This is a genomic window from Bradyrhizobium sp. BR 10261, assembly GCF_019455395.1.
Lineage (GTDB): Bacteria > Pseudomonadota > Alphaproteobacteria > Rhizobiales > Xanthobacteraceae > Bradyrhizobium > Bradyrhizobium manausense.
Genome location: NZ_JACOFQ010000001.1, coordinates 116,229 through 132,587, shown reverse-complemented (window position 1 = coordinate 132,587; position 16,359 = coordinate 116,229). Strand labels below are relative to the sequence as shown.

Here is a 16,359-nt window from a genome sequence, read left to right as displayed (position 1 = left end):
GCGCTGGGCGCCGCAGCCGACCATGTCAAGCTGCGGCGTCGGTGCGAAGCACCGGCGAGCTGCTACGCGGTCCGGTCGACCGAGGATGACGAATCCGCCGGCGGATATTTCGTCACCGGCACCGTGAAGGATTTGGTGCCGACCTGGTAGGTGATCTTGCCGTTCTGCCCGTCGTCCGTTGCGATCTGCGCCTGGCCGAACATGATGACGTTTTTGTAGACGATGCCGGTGCCCTGGCGGGTGATGCCCTCGGTGGTGACGCTGACCTTGGCTTCGTTGCCGTTGACCGAGAGCACCTTGAAGCTCGCGCTCTTGCCGATGTCGCTGGAATAGCCACCCCAGCTTCCCATCAGGCGGCTGTCGGAGGCCGGTGGTGCCTGCTTCTCGAGATTTGCAGTCTGCTTGCCGCTGCCGCCAAAGGAGAACAGGAGCACCATGTTCTTGCCGTCCTTGGTGCCGACCGTGACCCCGCCGAAGTTGATGAGCGTGCCCTGAACTTCGCCAAAGCCGCGCTCGGTGTGACCGTTATGGGTGTACTCGACCTGCGCTCGGTTGCCGCGGATGTTCACGACCTTGAAGCCGACGGGCTGGTTGTTGCCCGCCCAAGTGCCCTTCCAGTCGCCGATCAAGGCGCTCTGGTGGTACAGCCGTTCGTTGGCGGGCGAAATCTGGCTGGTGCTTGGCGCGATGGTGGGCATAAGTGTATGCGATGGACGAGTTCGACGGGCTCGCTGGCCTGCGAGCGGCGGCAGGCAGCATCGGCAACGTTCAGAAACAATTGGATTAGGGGCACGGCGGAGTTAACGGACAGTTAATTACAGCCGCCGGCCGCGAGGCGACGGATGGCCTCATCGGGCACTTCAGCGGCCCCAGCGATCCGACCAGATCTTCTCGCCGATCAGGCAGCTCACGCGCGGCTCCTTGTCCTTGTCCGCAACGTGCATCACCGTGGGAGTTCGGCCCGCGACCTCCATCAGCAGCTTGGTGCGGATCGCCTCCTTGAACTTCTCGCGATCCTTGATCGCGATCACGAAGGAGCCGGGTCCGCCGATCACGCAATCTTCGTAATAGTAATCGAGATTGTCGATATCCATCGTCGAATAGGACGGCTCCTTCACCATGATCGGCAGGCCGTTGATGATGATGCCCTTCTCGAGTGCGAGATCGCGCGCCACCGTGACAGGGCCGCCATTGTTGTTGGGACCATCGCCCGAGATGTCGATGACGCGGCGGAGCCCGTGATAGGGATCCTCGTCGAACAGCGGCATCGCAAATCCAATCGCGCCTGAGATCGAGGTTCGCGAGGCGCGCCGGATCGGCGTCTTCAAGATCTCGGCTGCGACCGCATCCGCCGTCTCCGGTCCGTCGATGAGGCGCCAGGGGATGATGATCTTCTGGTCGCTCGAGGCGGCCCACTCGAAATAGGTTACCGCGATCCTGCCATTGGGGCCGGCCTTGAGCGCCTGCAAAAATTCCTTGGACTGGATCGCCTGGGCATAGCCCTCGCGCTGGATCGCGAGCTCGTCCATATCCATGGAGTAGGAGACATCGACCGCGAGGATCAGCTCGACATCGACCGACTGCGCATCGCCGTCGGCCGCCTGCCGCTGCTGTCTCGTTGGCTCGAATTTCGGCGGTCCGAATTTAGAACTTGGTGCCGCGAAGCCCGCGACGTCCCCTCCGGCAAGCACACCGGCCACCAGCACAGCCCCGATCGAGAACAGCAAGCGCATCGCAGTCTCCCGTCGTATGACGCGATGGTGACACGCAAACGCCGTGCCGCAAAGCGCGAAGATCGTTTGGGCTTCACATTCAGGTTAGGATTTTCATACGCCGGCGCGAAACCGCCGCCGTGTCGCCACGCTTGCGCCGCCACGCGATCGCGCCGCGTGACTGGCCGCCCATTTGTTCCCCCTGATTTCCATGCTAGGCTGATCCGACAGATGGGGATGGAGTCCCCCGACAACCGCCCGGCGGTCGCGTGACTGCAATGGGCTGATGACTCCTGCCCAAGGCTAGGCCATCAGCCTCTGCCTGTGGCGGGAGCATGGACAAACCCGCCGCTGGCGGGTTTTTTGTTGCCTGAAACGAAGGCCAAGGAGACGTCCACGACGTGACGACGACCACACCGAATGCCGCCCATGCCAAGCTGCCCAGGGGGATCTGGGTGCTCGGCTTCGTCTCGATGCTGATGGATATCTCCTCCGAGATGATTCATGCGCTGCTGCCAGTCTATCTCGTCACCATGCTCGGCGCCTCCACCCTCACCGTCGGCTTCATCGAGGGCATCGCGGAGGCGACCGCTGCCGTCACCAAGATCTTCTCCGGAGCCCTGTCCGACTGGCTCGGCCGTCGCAAGCTGCTCGCGGCGCTGGGCTACGGGCTGGCTGCACTGACAAAACCGTTGTTCCCGCTTGCCCCAAGCGTGGGCTGGTTGGTGGCAGCGCGCTTCATCGATCGCGTCGGCAAGGGCATTCGCGGCGCACCGCGCGATGCACTGATCGCCGATATTTCGCCGATGGGCCTGCGCGGCGCGAGCTTCGGCCTGCGGCAGTCGCTCGACACGGTCGGCGCCTTAGTCGGACCGCTGGTCGCAATCGGACTGATGTGGTGGACCTCAGATCATTTTGTCGCCGTGTTCTGGGTGGCGGTGCTGCCGGCGTTCCTGTCGTTCGGACTGATCACCTTCGCAGTGACCGAGCCGGAGCCGGATGCCAGCCGGGAGCCGGCGAAGAATCCGCTCAACACTGCCGCAATGCGGCAGCTCGGACCGGTCTACTGGCGGGTCGTTGCAGTCGGCGTCATCTTCACCTTGGCGCGTTTCAGCGAGGCCTTCCTGATCCTGCGGGCGCAGAACATCGGGCTCAATGCGATGTGGGTGCCGGCGGTGTTGGTGCTGATGAACGTCGCTTACGCCCTCTCCGCCTACCCGGCCGGCGCGCTGTCGGACCGGATCAACCGGACCGCCCTGCTCGCACTCGGCCTCGTCCTCCTCGCTGGCGCCGACCTTGCGCTGACGCTACTGCCTGATCTGGCCGGCCTCGCGCTCGGCGTCGTGCTGTGGGGCCTGCATATGGGACTGACGCAAGGCTTGCTCTCGGCCCTCGTCGCCGATACTGCACCCCCAAGCCTGCGCGGCACCGCGTTCGGCTATTTCAACCTGTTCACCGGCCTTGCGATGCTGGCCGCGAGCGTGATCGCCGGCGCGCTGTGGGATGCCTATGGGCCGGTCGGCACGTTCCTTGCCGGGCTTGGCTTCGCACTGGCCGCGCTGGTGGGACTGTTGACCGTCGGCGACGGCCTGGCCATGGAGAAGAAATGATGACAGGGGGCTGTTCATCGTGCTGAGCGGAGTGATCGCGATCGTGGCCGGCAGCGTGCTGGGCGGCTGCGCCCGCTATTTCGTCTCCGGCGTCATCGCGCGCCGGCTGGGCGAGACCTTTCCCTGGGGCACTATGACCATCAACGTCACCGGCGCCTTCCTGATCGGCATGTTTGGCGCGCTGGCGACCCATCCCGGTTCGGTGTTCGCGACGCCCGATCCGTGGCTGTTCGCGGTGACAGGCTTCCTCGGCTGCTACACCACGGTGTCCTCGTTCAGCCTGCAAACGCTGACTCTGGCCCGCAATGGCGAGCCGGCACACGCGCTCGGCAATGTCGTGTTCTCCGTCGGCCTGTGCCTTGCAGCCGTGAGCTGCGGCTTCCTCCTTGCTGACGGATTTGGGGGATAGAGGCGAATGAAGCCCTCCTCCGCCGACCGCTGGCGTACCGCAATCCTCTATGCCTGGGTTTCCGCCGGCAGCATCGTCGGCGGGCTGACGCGCTATCTGGTCGGGCTCGCGCTCGATACCGGCCCGGGTTTTCCCTTCGCCACATTGTTCATCAACGCCACGGGCTCGCTGATCATCGGCTTCTATGCGACGCTGACCGGGCCCGACGGCCGCATGCTGGCGCGGCCGGAGCACCGGCAGTTCGTCATGACCGGCTTCTGCGGGGGCTACACCACTTTCTCGACCTTTAGCCTGGAGACCTTTCGCCTGTTCCACGGCGGCATGAAATATACCGCCTTCGCCTATGTCGTGGCATCCATCGTCTGCTGGCTGGTGTCGGTATGGGCAGGGCATATGATGGCGAGCCGCTACAACCGCTTGACGAGGAGTTGACCATGCAAATCCCCAATCAGGCTGTTTCGCTGCGGATCTTCATCGGCGAGAGCGACCATTACGACGGCAAGCCGCTCTATGAAGCCATCGTGATGACAGCGCGCGAGCGGCACCTTGCCGGCGCCACCGTGCTGCGCGGTCCCATGGGCTTCGGCAAGTCGAGCCGGCTGCACACCTCGAAAATCCTGCGGCTCTCGGAAGATCTGCCGCTGCTGATCGAGATCGTCGACAGCGAAGACAACATCAACGCATTCCTGCCCATCCTGGATGGCATGATGTCGAGCGGCCTGATCACCTTGGAGAAGGTGCAGGTCCTGCAATATGGTACGAAGGCCGCGAGCTGATCGCTCCGGCTGAGGAACCCCAGCCCGCCGTGTCGGGAGGCGGAATGATCGACACCGTTACCACGCCGAAAACCAGGACGAGGACCAAGGTCGAGCGGCCGAAGCTGCACAAGGTCATCCTGATCAACGACGACTACACGCCGCGTGAATTCGTCACCATGGTGCTCAAGGCCGAATTCCGCATGACGGAGGATCAGGCCTACAAGGTCATGATCACCGCGCACAAGCTTGGCGCCTGCGTCGTCGCCGTGTTCACCAAGGACGTCGCCGAGACCAAGGCCACCCGCGCCACCGATGCCGGCCGCGCCAAGGGCTATCCGCTGCTGTTCACGACCGAGCCGGAGGAATAACAGCTAGCCGCGCCGCGCGCGAGGCGCCTTGCGCGAACTTGTCGCCGGCGGCCCCTCCTGAACACAGGTCCAGAATGTCTCCGCCGCCGGCGTCAGTCGCGACCTCGGGCGGAACACCCTGATCTCGATCGGGATCTCCCACTCCTGTCCGCCGGCTTTCACCAACTCGCCGGACGCGAGCTGATCCACAATCAGGCTTTGCGGAAGCCAGGCCATGCCGCGGCCGGCCTGGACCATGGTGACCAGCAGCTTTGCAAGATGCGAGGTGAATGCCGGCTTCAGCTCCGCCTTGAGCGGTGAAGTCGAGCGGACGGCCTCGAGGATCGTGCCCATGCCTGACTCGGAGCGATAGCTCAGGAATTGCACTGGCGCTGCCGCCGTTCCCGGTAGCCTGAAGCGCGGCGTCTTGCTCGACCTGGAGAGCGGTACAGATGCCGGGATCAGGCGATCATCGCCGACATGGGCCGAGCGGAATTGCGACGTCGTCAGCGCAGTGACCACGGACGGATGATGATGGCAAAGCAGGAAATGCACCTCGCCCGCCAGCAGCATGCGCTCGCACGCCTCCATGTGGTTGGCGACGAGCTGCACGTTCGGCACAAAGGACAGCGTCGTTTCGATTCCGCGAAGCCAGTCCGGAAAGTACGTCAGCGACAGCGCGTTGGTCGAGGCGAATTTCAGCACGTCGGATGAGCCGCGCGCCAGCTCCTGGGCCTCGAGGCGGCCGGTGGACAGGCGGCGAATGATGTCCTCGGCGGTCAGGCGGAATGCATCGCCCGCGGCAGTGAGACTGACGGCATGCGTGGTGCGCTCGAACAGCGCGGCACCCGCCCACACTTCCAGCGCCTTGATCCTGCGGCTCAGCGCCGGCTGCGACGAATTGCGCTGCTCGGCGGCGCGCGAAAAGCTTCTGGTCGACGCCACCGCGATGAAATCGTGCAGCCAGTTGATCTCCATGGCGTCCGCCCTGCTTATGCAAATCCTGCATAATCATATCATGAGGTGACATTGGATTTCCAGAAGGCGCGCCTGCACCCTCGAACAAAGTCAAATTTGTACCGGGAGGTCCGATGTCAGGGCGCACGCTGTACGACAAGCTGATCGACGCGCATGTGGTCCGCCGCCTCGACGATGACGGACTGGTGCTGCTCTATGTCGACCGCACCGTGCTCAACGAATACACCAGTCCGCAGGCGTTCGCGGGCCTGCGCGCCGCCGGGCGCAAGGTGTGGAATCCGTCCGCGGCGCTGATGGTGGTCGACCACGTCAATCCGACCGCGGCCCGTCGCACCCGGCAGATGCCGGATGCCGACGCTGCGCGGCAGGTCGACTATTTCGCCGACAACGCCCGCGATTTCGGCATCGAATATTTCGACATTCTCGATCCGCGCCAGGGCATCGAGCATGTCGTCGCCCCCGAACAGGGCCTCGTCATGCCCGGCATGGTGATCGCCGCCGGCGACAGCCACACCACCGCCTACGGTGCGTTCGGCGCGCTCGGCTACGGCATCGGCACCTCCGACATCGAGCACTATCTGGCGACCTCGACCGTGCGATATCGCCGTCTGAAGACGATGCGCGTCAACGTGACCGGGCGTCCGGCGCTTGGCGTCACGTCAAAGGACATCGTCATGGAGATCATCCGGCGCATCGGCGCCGATGGAGCCACCGGCTATGCGGTGGAATTCGCCGGCCCTGCGGTGAGCGAGATGAGCGTCGAGGGACGCATCGTGATGTCGATCATGATCGTCGAGGCCGGCGCCCGCGGCGTGGTCATCGCGCCCGATCAGAAAGTGCTCGATTATCTCGGGGGGCGCCCGCGCGCGCCGAGGGGCGCGATGTGGGACCGCGCCGCCAAGGCGTGGCTGCAGCTGCGCTCCGATACCGATGCCCATTTCGACCGCGAGATGACGATCGATGCCGACGATATCGCGCCTGTGGTGACCTGGGGCACCAGCCCGGACCAAGCGATTGCCGTGACCGATCGCATCCCTGATCCCGACGGCATCGCGGCCGCCGATCGCAAAACAGCGGCTGCGCGTGCCCTCGCCTATATGGGCCTGACGCCGGGAACACCGATCCAGTCGGTGCCGATCGACCTTGCCTTCATCGGCTCCTGCACCAATTCGCGCATCGAAGACCTGCGCGATGCGGCGCTTATCTTCAGAGGCCGCCACGTCGCATCGGGCGTTCGCGCCATCGTCGTGCCCGGCTCGACGCAGGTTCGCGCGCAGGCAGAAGCGGAGGGGATCGCGCAGATCCTGATCAATGCAGGCGTGGAGTGGCGGCAATCGGGCTGCTCGATGTGCCTTGCAATGAACGACGACGTCCTCGCACCGGGCCAGCGCTCGGCCTCCTCGACCAACCGCAATTTCGAGGGCCGCCAGGGGCCCGGCGCGCGCACGCATCTGATGAGTCCCGCGATGGTCGCGGCCGCCGCAGTCACCGGCCGCATCACCGATGTGCGCCAGCTGATCGAAGGAGATCTGCCATGACGCCGTTCCATTCGGTCTCCGGCGTCGCCGCGCCGATGATGACGCCCAATATCGACACCGACGTGATCATGCCAAAAATGTTCCTGAAGGGCGTCGATCGCAGCGGGCTCGGTGAAGGCGCCTTCAACCTGCTGCGCTTCACCAAGGGCGCGCCCAATCCCGACTTCGTGCTGAACAGGGATGGCTATCGCGATGCCTGCTTTCTCGTGGTCGGCCCGAATTTCGGCTGCGGGTCGAGCCGCGAGCACGCGGTCTGGGGGCTTCAGCAGCTCGGCATCCGCGCCCTGATCGGCACGAGTTTCGCCGGGATCTTCAGCGATAATTGCGCCAATAACGGCCTGCTGACGATCAGCCTCGACGCCGCGATCGTCGGTACCCTCGCCGGCATCGTCGCGAGCCCCGCGAGCAACCGCCTCACCATCGACCTCGAGCCGCAGACCATCCGCATCGATAGCGGCAGCACCATCCCGTTCCCGATCGAGCCGGCGCGGAAAGAGGCGTTCCTGAGGGGGCGCGACGCGATCAGCTCGACGCTCGTCTTTGCCGACGACATCCGTGCCTTCGAGGCGCGACACCGGGCGGACAATCCCTGGTTCTGAGCGCGCGTCCACAAGCAAAAATGAAAACGACAAGGGAGGCTTTCTTGACCGACACCACCATGAAGCTGGAGGAGACGACGCCACGATCCGTGCTCTCAGCGCTGAAAATCGGCCCGCTGCCGATCACCGTCTATGTTCCGGCGGCGCTCGTCTGCGCAGCCGCTGTCTATTCCGGCAAGCTGCCGAATGACGTGATCGGCGGCCTCTCGGTGCTGATGCTGCTCGGCTTCCTGCTCGGCAAGCTCGGCCAGACCATCCCGCTTCTGAAGCGGATCGGCGGCACGGCGATCATGTGCCTGTTCGTGCCGGCGGCGCTGGTCGCCTACGGCCTGATGCCGGAAACGGCGCTGAAGGCGATCGCGACGACGTTCCGCACCGCCAATTTCCAGTATTTCTTCATCGCCTGCCTCGTCGCCGGCTCGATCCTCGGCATGCCGCATCGCGTGCTGGTGCAGGGCTTCTTGCGCATGTTCGTACCGCTGCTGGTCGGCACGCTCAGCGCGATCGCGATCGGCATCGCTGTCGGCCTGCTGTTCGGCCACAGCCCCAAGGAGACGTTCTTCTTCGTCATCATCCCGATTATCGGCGGCGGCCTCGCCGAAGGCGTGCTGCCGCTGTCCATTGCCTATTCCGAGATGCTGCACCGGCCGCAAGCAGAGCTGGTGGCGCAGATGGTGCCGGCAGCGCTGCTCGGCAATGTCGTCGCCATCGTCGCGGCAGGGCTGCTCGCGCGGCTCGCCGAGAAGCGGCGCGATCTGAATGGCCAGGGCATGCTGGTGAAGTCAGGCGATGACGACATCTTCGGCCCGGCGCCATCCGATCATCCGATCGATCTCGGCCTGCTGGGTGCCGGCATCGTGCTGTCCTGCGTGCTGTTCGTGCTCGGCATGGTGCTCGCGCCGACGACCGGCATTCCCGGTCCGATCCTGATGATCATCGCCGCTGTTACGCTCAAGCTGACGAAGCTGCTTCCAGCAGAGATGGAGCTCGGCGCCTACCAGATCAACAAATTCATGTCGACCAACCTCACCTTCGCGATCCTGGTGGCAATGGGCACGCTGCTGGTGTCATGGCAGCAGCTGGTGGCGTCGTTCAATCCCGGCTATATCGCGATCTGCACCGCGACGGTGCTGGCGATGGTCGCCTCCGGTTTCTTCGTCGGCAAATGGCTGAACATGTATCCGGTCGAGGCGGCGATCGTGACCGCATGTCATTCCGGCCTCGGCGGCACCGGCGACGTCGCCATCCTCGGCGCCGCGGATCGCATGGGCCTGATGGCCTTCGCCCAGATCGCAACCCGCGTCGGCGGCGCCATCATGATCGTGATCGCGACGCTCGCGATGAAGGTTGCTTCTTAAGACGCGCTATAGCGGCGGAAGGTGATCCAGAACGTCGTCAGCCGCCGCCTTCACGCCATCACCACCGGCGTTTCCTCGGCGAGCCCGTACACGCGCTGCGCCTTGGAGAACCCTGCGATCGGAAACTCGCCGAGATTGCGCCAATCGTGCTGGCAGGCTTTGGCAAAGCCCTCGGACACCAAGACGGTCCGCCCGAGGCGGCCGGCGATCTTCTCCAGCCGCGCCGCCAGGTTGATGGCCGGGCCGATGCAGGTGAAGTCGAGGCGGTTGCCGCCGCCGATATTGCCATAGAGGATGTTGCCGACATGCAGCGCGACGCCGAAGCGGAAGCGCTCGACGACATCGCCGACCGGATGCGCCAAGGCCTCGACGCTGGCGCGGGCTTCGCGCGCCGCTTCCAGGACGCGCGAACAGACATGCGCGGCGTCACCGACATATTCGTCGATCGGGAACACCGCGAGCAGGCCATCGCCCATGAATTTCAACACCTCGCCGCCGTGCCCCCGGATGGCGGTGACCTGGCAGTCGAAATAGCGGTTGAGGATCTCGACCACCGTCTCGGCCGGCAGCCGGTCCGACAGCGCGGTGAAGCCGCGCAGGTCTGACAGCCAGATCGCGGCCTGCATGGTGTCGTTGTGACCGCGGCGGATCTGGCCGGCGAGGATACGCTCGCCGGCGCGATTGCCCACATAGGTGTCGAGCAGGGTCGCAGCGGTGCGGCGCAACGTGACGATTTCGCTGACGCGCGCGAGCGGCGCCACGATGGAGCGGATCGTCGCGATGTCCTCATCGCTGAAGCCGCCGGGATGTCGCGTGCTCCAGCTGATGGCATGGATCGAGCCGTCGAGAAACCGCATCGGCGTCGCGATGTAGTCGGTGACACCCTCGGCACGCATGTCGTCCAGGAACGGGAAGCGCTTGCTGTCGGGGTCGTCCATGCGGCCCCTCACCTCCAGGCCTTCCTCGAACACGATGCGCAGCGGGCTTCGCGCGAATTCGGGTGTGGCGAGAATCTCGAAATCGACGGTGCCGATCTCGACGTCCTCGCCCTGCCGCCAGATGAAGTTGCGGCCGAATATCTCGGGATGCAGCGTGCGGATGAAGACGCCGAACCGCCACAACGGCAGGCCGGCCGCGACCAGCTGCTCGCAGGCGTCCGAGATCATCTCGGCCGACCCGCGCGACGACCTGGCACCGCCGATCAGCCAATTAATGATGCGCTGGAGCTCGGAGCTTTCCATGCCCGCATTAGCCGACGAAGTTGTGGAATCGTCAAGCTGCGCGGTGGGCTGGTACCGCGGAACAAGAGCTTGGAGCTCAGCGCCCCACCTGCCCGCGGTCGCGCAGGAAGTGATCGGCCAGTACGCATGCCATCATGGCTTCGCCGACGGGGACGGCGCGGATGCCGACGCAGGGGTCGTGGCGCCCCTTTGTCATGATCTCGGTGTCGGCGCCCTGGCGATCCACGGTGAGGCGCGGTTGCAGGATCGAGGACGTCGGCTTCACCGCAAACCGCACCACGATCGGCTGCCCGGTGGAGATGCCGCCCAGAATGCCGCCGGCATGGTTGGACAGGAAACGCGTGCCGTCATTGCCGGTGCGCATCTCGTCGGCGTTCTCTTCGCCGGTGAGCTCGGCGGCGCCAAAGCCGGCGCCGATCTCGACGCCCTTCACGGCGTTGATGGTCATCATCGCGCCGGCGAGATCGGAATCCAGCTTGGCGTAGATCGGCGCGCCCAGGCCTGCCGGCACGCCCTCGGCGACGATCTCGAGCACGGCGCCGATCGAGGAGCCGCTCTTGCGGATGCCGTCGAGATAGGTCTCGAAGAACGCAGCCTTGTCCTTGTCGGGACAGAAGAACGGGTTCCTGGCGATCTCGTCCCAGTCCCACTTGGCGCGATCGATCTTGTGCGGGCCCATCTGCACCAGCGCGCCGCGCACCTTCACATCAGGCAGCACCTTTCGCGCGATCGCACCGGCGGCGACGCGCATCGCGGTCTCGCGCGCCGAGGAGCGGCCGCCGCCGCGATAGTCGCGCAGGCCGTACTTCGCCTCGTAGGTGAAGTCGGCATGGCCGGGGCGAAACTTGTCCTTGATCTCCGAATAGTCCTTCGAGCGCTGATCGGTGTTCTCGATCAGGAGCCCGATCGGCGTGCCCGTGGTCACCTGCACGCCGGTCTCCGGATGCGCCATCACGCCGGACAGGATCTTCACCTGGTCCGGCTCCTGGCGCTGGGTGGTGAAGCGCGACTGGCCCGGCTTCCGGCGATCGAGGTCCCGCTGGATGTCGGCCTCGGTCAGCGGGATCATCGGCGGGCAGCCGTCGACCACGCAGCCGATCGCCACTCCATGGCTCTCGCCAAAGGTGGTGACGCGGAACATGTGGCCGAAGGTGTTGAAGGACATACCGAGCTGCTGCCTAGCGTTGGATGACAACGTTTTTGTTGAACGTGACGTAACGCGATCTGGGTGGGGGGTCAAATACCCGCCGAGTTCGTCATGGCCGGGCTCGTCCCGGCCATCCACGTATTTGGTTACGGCGGGAAAGAGGGCACGTGGATGCTCGGGACAAGCCCGGGCATGACGGCGGAGGGCGGGGCGACGACAGCCCGGCTTAACTATACTTCTCCAGCCGGCCGTCGCGGAACACGTAGACAGCGCCCTGCTCGATATAGAGATCGGCGGCGCTGGCCGGCGTCTCCAGGCCGAGCAAGACCATCAGGGCCCGGCAGGTGCCGCCATGGGCGACCGCAACGATGTCGGCCTTGAGCTCGTCATACCAGGCACGGACACGGACCTGCACGTCGGCATAGGTCTCGGCGCCCGCAGGGGCCACGGTCCATTTGTCGGCGAGGCGCCTGGCATAGATCTCGGGGTCTCTCGCCTCGCTTTCGGCCAGCGTCAACCCTTCCCAGACGCCGTAACCGATCTCGCGCAGGCGATCGTCCAGCGCATAGTCCGTCACCGGCAATTCGAGCCTGCCGCGCGCGAGCTCCATGGTCTGGCGGGCGCGGCCGAGCGGGCTCGACACATAGGGCAGATCAGCCTTGTCGCGGCCGTCGCGCCTGAAGAGATCGGCGAGGATGAGGCCCGCCTGCAACGCCTGGTCGCGGCCGCGCCCATTTAGCGGAATGTCCCTGGTGCCCTGAAGCCTGCCGAGCGCATTCCACTCGGTCTCGCCGTGGCGAAGATAATAGATCGTGGGCACGGGCATTGCGGGCGGTGATCAGTCCTTCGACGTATCCGTGGCTTCAGGCCGCATCATCCCCAACACGTTGTAGCCGGAATCGACATGATGCACCTCGCCGGTGACGCCGCGCGACATGTCCGAGAGGAAATACACCGCGCTGTCGCCGACCTCCTCGATCGTGACGTTGCGCCGCAGCGGCGCGTTGATCTCGTTGTATTTCAGCAGCAGGCGCGAATCGGCGATGCCAGCGAAGGCCAGCGTCTTGATCGGCCCTGCCGAGATCGCATTGACGCGGATCGCCTTCACGCCGAGATCGGCGGCCAGATAGCGCACGCTCGCCTCCAGCGCCGCTTTCGCAACGCCCATGACGTTGTAGTTCGGCATCCATTTCTCGGAGCCGTAATAGCTCAGCGTGATGATCGAGCCGCCGTCGGTCATCAGCTTCTCGGCACGCTGCGCGATCGCGGTCAGCGAGTAGCAGGAGATCAGCATCGACTTGGAGAAATTGTCCGCGGTGGTATCGACATAGCGGCCCTCGAGCTCGTCCTTGTCGGCGAACGCGATGGCGTGGACGACGAAGTCGATCTTGCCCCACTTCTCCTTCAGCACATCGAACACCGCGTCGATGGTCGCGGCATCGGTGACGTCGCAATGGCCAAGCATGAGCGCGCCAAGCTCGACGGCGAGCGGCTCGACCCGCTTCTTCAGCGCATCGCCCTGGTAAGTGAGCGCGATCTCGGCGCCGGCTGCCTGGCATGCCTTGGCGATGCCCCAGGCGATCGAGCGGTTGTTGGCAACCCCGAGGATGACCCCGCGCTTGCCTTGCATCAATCCTTGCATCAGACCTGAATTCTGCGCCATTTCTTCACGTCCCGTCGAACTGGATCAAGGTCTGGAGGTACACCAGCCCTCCCCTGTGGTACAGTCCTAATCCGAGGCGTTAACGCTGTTTCCGGCGCCGGAATAGCCGTTCCGTTCGGGTGTTATGATTGCAAGAGCCGCTCGCGCCGAACGGCAGGACAGCAAGGACGGCATGAGTGCGTTTCGCCAGAATGTAGAAGCCATGATCCCGGCGTTGCGCCGCTACGCCCGCGCGCTGACGCGCGATGCGGATGCGGCCGACGATCTGGTGCAGGACACGCTGGTGCGTGCGCTGCGCTCGGAGCGATTGTTTCTGGGAGGCGACGTCAGGAGCTGGCTCTACACGATCCTGACCAACCTCAACAAGAACCGGCGGCGCTCGCTGGCAAGGCGGCCGCAATTCATGCAGCTGACGGAGAACAACCCGGATGCCAGCGGGACGGAGGCGGAGGGACGCGACATCGAGCGAGCCCTTTCGACATTGGTCGAGGAGCAACGCTCGGTGCTGCTGCTGGTGATGCTGGAGGGCATGAGCTACCGCGAGGTCGCGGACATCCAGGGCGTGCCGATCGGCACCGTGATGTCGCGCCTGGCACGGGCCCGCGCCCACGTCAAAGCGTCGCTGGTGGGTGAGCGCCCGGCGCTCAGGCGGGTGAAATGAGGGCAGGATTGATGCATCGCGGATGCTGCGTCCCCTGCATGAAGAGAGAAACCGCGCAGTTGAACCACGTCAGATATTTTGGGCCGCAGAGCCAGAGACGACCGATATGAACGACCACAATATTCCAGTGACCGAAGACGAATTGCACGCCTTTGTCGATGGCGAGTTGCCACCCGAACGCCGCGCCGACGTCGAAGCCTGGCTTGCTGCCCACCCCGTGGATGCCGAACGGGTGCAGTCCTGGCGGACCATGGCCGAGATGCTGCACGCCCGTTACGACGGCGTCGCCCAGGAGCCGGTGCCAGCCCGGCTGGAGCTCGAGCGGCTGGAGCGCCGTCCGCGGCAATGGCTCTATGGCGCCATCGCGGCCACGCTGGTTGCCTTCGTCGCCGGCGGCACGGCCGGCTGGGTCGCGCATGGCGCCGCGAATGCGCCCTCGACCTTCCAGGCCTTCACGGCGGATGCGCTCGACGCCCACCGCCTCTATGTCGTCGAGGTGCGCCACCCCGTCGAGGTCGGCGGCAATGAACGCGACCACCTCCAGGCCTGGCTGACCCGGCGCTGTGGCTGGACCGTGTTCGCGCCCAATCTGGAGGCGAGCGGGCTGAAGCTGGTCGGCGGACGGTTGCTGCCGGGGCCGAATGGGCCGGCGTCCTTCCTGATGTATGAGGGCGCCTCGGGCGACCGCTACACGATCTACACTGCCAAGACCGAGACCGGCGCAACGCAGATGCGCTATGCCAGGACGGACAAGGATGGGGCGCTGTTCTGGGCCGAGCGCGGCGTCGGTTACGTCGTCAGCGGCGGCGGCGCCGACCGCGATCGCCTGACCAAGGTGGCGCAGGCCGTGTACGACCAGGCCGAGAAAAACGGCGGCTAAACAACCGAGCAAACGCCGTGCCCAGATTCCGTCATTGAAAATTTGGAATCAGGACATGGGCGCGTCTCATTATCGCACCGGATGCTCACGCGAAAATGTGCAGCGTTCGATCCGCCGATCGACGCGGGCGGCCTCGATTGGGGTTTTTGGTACCGCGCTGGTCCCCCTCTCGAGGCCGCACCTTTTTATCGGCTGCCCGGCCGGACAGCCGATACGTCAACACATGAGGCGCTACCACGCCTCAGGCATATGATGAGCATCATCTCCGAGATGATGCCCTGGGCCTTTAGGAGAAACCCCTTCAGCTCTCGCCACCCTAAAGCGCGATAGCTCGCGCTTTAGCTTATTGTTTGCGCATGATCTCCGCGCAAACGCGTTCCGCGTTTGTCGCGGGGGAAAACCGCTTCACACTCCGGCCCTCCGGGTCCGAATCATGCGTCAGCCAAGCCCGCTACGTGGATTGTAGGGGTGCTGGTCCCGCCACTTTTCCATCAATGCTTCAAGCTCGGCGTCGTTCCCGTCCGGTAGCATAATCCTGATGGTGACGAAGAGATCCCCGGATCCACCAGATTTAGGCAGGCCCTTGCCTTTGAGGCGGAAGGTCCGGCCGCTGGAGGTGTTCTTCGGGACCGACAATTCCACGGCATTGCCAAGCGTGGGCACCCGGACCTTAGCCCCGAGCACAGCCTCGTAAAGCGTGACCGGCAGGTCGATCCTCAGGTCCGCACCATCGACCTTGAAGAAGGGATGGGCTGCGATGCTGATGGTGATCAGGAGGTCGCCGGGCGGATGGCCTTGCGCGGTCTCGCCCTGTCCTCGCAGACGGATCTGCTGGCCCTCGATGACGCCGGCCGGAATCTTGACGTTGAGTTCCTTGCCGTTCGGCAGCCGGACGCGCTTCTCGCCGCCCTTGACCGCTTCTTCCAACGAGACGGACATGGCGACATTGACGTCGAGATCGAGGCCGATCCCGCCCGTGTCGAATTCGAACTGGGCTCCGCCGCCGGCCCCGGGGCGAGCGCCGCGCATGCCGCCGCCGAACATGCTGTTGAGAATGTCCTCGAACGCGCCGGCGCCCGGACCTGCGCCGCCGCTACGGAACGAATAGCTCTCGAACCCGCCGGGACCGGCGCGGCCGCGAGGCCCACCGCCGCCTGGAAAGCCCTGGAAGCGCGGCTTGCCCTCGGCGTCGATCTCACCGCGATCGAACTGCTTGCGCTTGTCCTCGTCGCCGATGATCTCGTTGGCCGAATTGAGCTCGGCAAAACGCTCCGCAGCCTTCGGGTCGTTCTTGTTGCTGTCGGGATGGTGCTTCTTGGCAAGCTTGCGATAGGCGCTTTTGATCGCGGCAGCGGTGGCGCTCCGCGGCACCCCCAAGACCTCATAGGGGTCGCGCATCCGTCACGTCTCCTTCACGGAATCCAATTGTTCAAAGGGCTCCCCGCCCCACCTGGCATC

General features: G+C 64.9%; 18 protein-coding genes and 1 riboswitch. Of the genes, 10 read left to right on the top strand and 8 right to left on the bottom strand.

Going from position 1 to position 16,359, the window contains the following annotated elements; genetic code table 11:
* Positions 1–62 precede the first annotated feature (62 nt).
* Both HYH07_RS00690 and HYH07_RS00685 read right to left on the bottom strand, forming a co-directional pair.
* Positions 63–698: a hypothetical protein gene (locus HYH07_RS00690; RefSeq protein WP_220000639.1), complete on the bottom strand. Its 636-nt coding sequence runs from the start codon at positions 696–698 to the stop codon at positions 63–65.
* A gap of 162 nt (positions 699–860) precedes the next feature.
* Positions 861–1,733, bottom strand: a complete 873-nt coding sequence (locus tag HYH07_RS00685; protein ID WP_220000638.1) for a DUF1194 domain-containing protein — start codon at positions 1,731–1,733, stop codon at positions 861–863.
* A 203-nt stretch (positions 1,734–1,936) separates the two neighbouring features.
* Positions 1,937–2,015, top strand: a riboswitch (Fluoride riboswitch).
* Positions 2,016–2,113: 98 nt separating this feature from the next.
* Between HYH07_RS00685 and HYH07_RS00680 the strand changes: the two genes are divergently transcribed.
* Genes HYH07_RS00680 through clpS form a run of 5 tightly spaced genes read left to right on the top strand, consistent with a single transcriptional unit; the run spans position 2,114 to position 4,857 of the window.
* The gene (locus tag HYH07_RS00680; RefSeq protein ID WP_220000637.1) at positions 2,114–3,322 is read left to right on the top strand and encodes an MFS transporter; all 1,209 of its coding nucleotides are present in this window, start codon (positions 2,114–2,116) and stop codon (positions 3,320–3,322) included.
* Positions 3,323–3,341: 19 nt separating this feature from the next.
* Positions 3,342–3,731, top strand: coding sequence for a fluoride efflux transporter CrcB (gene crcB, locus HYH07_RS00675; protein ID WP_409363867.1), 390 nt, complete (start codon positions 3,342–3,344; stop codon positions 3,729–3,731).
* A 6-nt stretch (positions 3,732–3,737) separates the two neighbouring features.
* Positions 3,738–4,163: a fluoride efflux transporter CrcB gene (gene crcB, locus HYH07_RS00670; protein ID WP_220000636.1), complete on the top strand. Its 426-nt coding sequence runs from the start codon at positions 3,738–3,740 to the stop codon at positions 4,161–4,163.
* Positions 4,164–4,165: 2 nt separating this feature from the next.
* Entirely contained in the window at positions 4,166–4,507 is a 342-nt protein-coding gene (locus HYH07_RS00665) for a DUF190 domain-containing protein (RefSeq protein ID WP_220000635.1), read from the top strand.
* A gap of 44 nt (positions 4,508–4,551) precedes the next feature.
* Positions 4,552–4,857, top strand: a complete 306-nt coding sequence (gene clpS / locus HYH07_RS00660; protein WP_220000634.1) for an ATP-dependent Clp protease adapter ClpS — start codon at positions 4,552–4,554, stop codon at positions 4,855–4,857.
* Between the two features lie 3 nt (positions 4,858–4,860).
* Here clpS and HYH07_RS00655 read toward each other — a convergent pair whose 3' ends face one another.
* On the bottom strand, positions 4,861–5,814 hold the full coding sequence (locus HYH07_RS00655; protein WP_220000633.1) for a LysR family transcriptional regulator: 954 nt from the start codon (positions 5,812–5,814) through the stop codon (positions 4,861–4,863).
* 113 nt (positions 5,815–5,927) lie between these two features.
* Here HYH07_RS00655 and leuC point away from each other — a divergent pair, with 113 nt between their 5' ends.
* The 3 genes from leuC to HYH07_RS00640 are packed head-to-tail and all read left to right on the top strand — an operon-like array spanning position 5,928 to position 9,309.
* Positions 5,928–7,352: a 3-isopropylmalate dehydratase large subunit gene (gene leuC, locus HYH07_RS00650; RefSeq protein ID WP_220000632.1), complete on the top strand. Its 1,425-nt coding sequence runs from the start codon at positions 5,928–5,930 to the stop codon at positions 7,350–7,352.
* A complete protein-coding gene (gene leuD / locus HYH07_RS00645; protein ID WP_220000631.1) occupies positions 7,349–7,951 on the top strand; it encodes a 3-isopropylmalate dehydratase small subunit in 603 nt (200 codons plus the stop codon). Before leuC ends, leuD begins: the two co-directional genes overlap by 4 nt.
* A gap of 44 nt (positions 7,952–7,995) precedes the next feature.
* Positions 7,996–9,309 (top strand): 2-hydroxycarboxylate transporter family protein, encoded by a 1,314-nt coding sequence (locus HYH07_RS00640; protein ID WP_220000630.1) that lies wholly within the window; start codon positions 7,996–7,998, stop codon positions 9,307–9,309.
* A gap of 50 nt (positions 9,310–9,359) precedes the next feature.
* Here the strand turns inward: HYH07_RS00640 and HYH07_RS00635 are convergent, their stop codons facing one another.
* From HYH07_RS00635 to fabI, 4 genes are all read right to left on the bottom strand, one after another.
* Positions 9,360–10,550: an adenylate/guanylate cyclase domain-containing protein gene (locus HYH07_RS00635; RefSeq protein ID WP_220000629.1), complete on the bottom strand. Its 1,191-nt coding sequence runs from the start codon at positions 10,548–10,550 to the stop codon at positions 9,360–9,362.
* Positions 10,551–10,626: 76 nt separating this feature from the next.
* A complete protein-coding gene (aroC, locus tag HYH07_RS00630; protein ID WP_220000628.1) occupies positions 10,627–11,715 on the bottom strand; it encodes a chorismate synthase in 1,089 nt (362 codons plus the stop codon).
* 208 nt (positions 11,716–11,923) lie between these two features.
* Positions 11,924–12,523, bottom strand: coding sequence for a histidine phosphatase family protein (locus tag HYH07_RS00625; RefSeq protein ID WP_220000627.1), 600 nt, complete (start codon positions 12,521–12,523; stop codon positions 11,924–11,926).
* A 12-nt stretch (positions 12,524–12,535) separates the two neighbouring features.
* On the bottom strand, positions 12,536–13,360 hold the full coding sequence (gene fabI, locus HYH07_RS00620) for an enoyl-ACP reductase FabI (protein ID WP_220000626.1): 825 nt from the start codon (positions 13,358–13,360) through the stop codon (positions 12,536–12,538).
* Between the two features lie 172 nt (positions 13,361–13,532).
* On the opposite strand from fabI, the gene HYH07_RS00615 reads away from it, so the two are divergent.
* Both HYH07_RS00615 and HYH07_RS00610 read left to right on the top strand, forming a co-directional pair.
* Entirely contained in the window at positions 13,533–14,021 is a 489-nt protein-coding gene (locus tag HYH07_RS00615; protein ID WP_220000625.1) for a sigma-70 family RNA polymerase sigma factor, read from the top strand.
* Between the two features lie 106 nt (positions 14,022–14,127).
* Positions 14,128–14,901 carry an anti-sigma factor gene (locus tag HYH07_RS00610; protein ID WP_220000624.1) on the top strand — a complete coding sequence of 258 codons (774 nt, stop codon included), beginning with the start codon at positions 14,128–14,130 and terminating at the stop codon, positions 14,899–14,901.
* Positions 14,902–15,339: 438 nt separating this feature from the next.
* Here HYH07_RS00610 and HYH07_RS00605 read toward each other — a convergent pair whose 3' ends face one another.
* The gene (locus HYH07_RS00605; protein ID WP_220000623.1) at positions 15,340–16,299 is read right to left on the bottom strand and encodes a DnaJ C-terminal domain-containing protein; all 960 of its coding nucleotides are present in this window, start codon (positions 16,297–16,299) and stop codon (positions 15,340–15,342) included.
* Positions 16,300–16,359: the final 60 nt, after the last annotated feature.